The 1,790-nt window shown below is 36.9% G+C and carries 2 protein-coding genes; both read right to left on the bottom strand.

Annotated elements, in window-relative coordinates; all coding sequences use genetic code 11:
- Positions 1-354, bottom strand: a 354-nt coding sequence (locus E1176_RS01545; protein ID WP_425482542.1) for a cytidylyltransferase domain-containing protein, incomplete at its 3' end; no start/stop codon positions are given.
- Positions 351-1,790: beta/alpha barrel domain-containing protein (locus E1176_RS01540; RefSeq protein WP_155208819.1), on the bottom strand; the 1,440-nt coding region annotated here is incomplete at its 5' end. The genes E1176_RS01545 and E1176_RS01540, both read right to left, overlap by 4 nt.

Here is a 1,790-nt window from a genome sequence, read left to right as displayed (position 1 = left end):
ATCTTCTGCCTCAATAAATGGTGTAGTTGCGTGGCCCCATAAAATATGGTTGGATTTAACAATTTGGGGTACGTACTCTATAAGCGAGTGCAATGGAGTAGAGTCTAAGCACAACTCCTGTGGTCTATGAATTACCTTAATAAAATCTTGTTTTGGATTTAGACATTGAGCTATACGAATAGCTTGCTCATCATTGGTTGAAAGCACAACACTGTTTATACTCTTGCAATCCATTAATTGTTTAAGTTTTAGATATACCAAGCCTCCCTGGATACCACAAAAATCACGTGTATTCTTATTTTTAACTCGCTGGCTACCACTTCTAACAGGCAGAAAAAAAGTTACGTCTCTCATATCAAATGACTGTAAATCGATTCCACAGATATTTTATTATAATACGAAGGAGTTAAAGAGATAACCTTCAAGCCTGTTACACTTTCAAAATCCTGAAAGGCATTTTCGTTTTCTACAGCTAAATTATGCTCTGTTTCTGTAATATGACCTTCTTTATAACCATCATATCCCACTAAATTAACAGACCTTGCCTTTAAATTGATAGCGGTTTGTAATGCAAGTACCGTATGGGCATCTTTTAACTTCTCGGTAAAAGTGATCTCACGTAGCTCATAGCTATTTTTTTCTACCGCGCTGGGTATATAAGTGCCCATCTTGCGAGGATACGGAGGAAGTATGCACTTTCCATTAAATCCTCCCAAATTTTGAAAAACCTTTTCCAGCCTATGACCTTCACTACCCACAAGGCAAAAGTATTGCGGAACTTCCAAGTCTTTGAAATAGCCTGCATTTTTAGAGCTGGCATGAATAATACAAACGTTTTGATGCTTTTTAACATAAGCTTTAACAGCATCTGCATGAAATCTCGCATTAGGGCCACCACCAATGATAACAGCAATTTCATAAACTTCTGAGGGATTAAAAATTTCAAGCTTTTGATTGTCTTCCTCGTTATTCTTTAGATTGTGCAGTGCTCTTACAATGCTATTGAATGAATAAAAACGCTGAGTTACCCAATCCATTACTTCTTTTTGAGGGAGTGAATTAGCTCCCGAAACCATATATGGCAAATTCGTGCCCCAACCATGATGTGAATGAAGTGATTCAAACCCTGTAACTACATCACTTAAGCTGTTGAAGTTGACACTGAGGTTAATGCTACTATGTAAAGCAGTAAGTAGCAGCTCAGTTTTTAAATTACCAGCCCCTCTACCCATACCTGTAACAGTAGCATCCACTATATCTGCCCCGCACTCTATTGCTGTCAGTGTATTAATTAATGCCATTTCCAGATTGTTATGACCATGAAACCCGATTTTTACATCAGCCTGCTCTCTCACAAGTTGAAATGTTTTTTTAACCTCATCCGGGTACACCCCACCATAAGAATCTACCATATAAAAATAATCAGCAATACCTCTTACTTCTTTTATATGCGATAAAAATTTTTTTTGTTCTTCCCAGGTTGACATGTACATCACATTGAAACTTACTTTAAAACCCAATTTCTTTACTGCCTCTCCTAAGAAAAGGGCTCTAGAAAAATTCGCTGGATCAACGGCAATTCTCACCATAGAAATTAATCCTACACAAGGGCTTAATAAATCCGGCAGATCCTCTGACCTTACATCTTTTTCATTTAGAATTATCACCAGTTTTTTATTGCTCATTTTTTTTGCTTCTTCAAGCACATATGACGGACAATAAAAATATTCACCAAGGTAACTTTTCATTGGGTTACTTCGGTATCCTATTTCTAGATAATCAATGGGTAA

It is taken from the genome of Fulvivirga aurantia (assembly GCF_009711475.1).
Lineage (GTDB): Bacteria > Bacteroidota > Bacteroidia > Cytophagales > Cyclobacteriaceae > Fulvivirga > Fulvivirga aurantia.
Note: the sequence above shows the minus strand (reverse complement) of the source record. Positions and strands in the feature narration are given on the sequence as shown.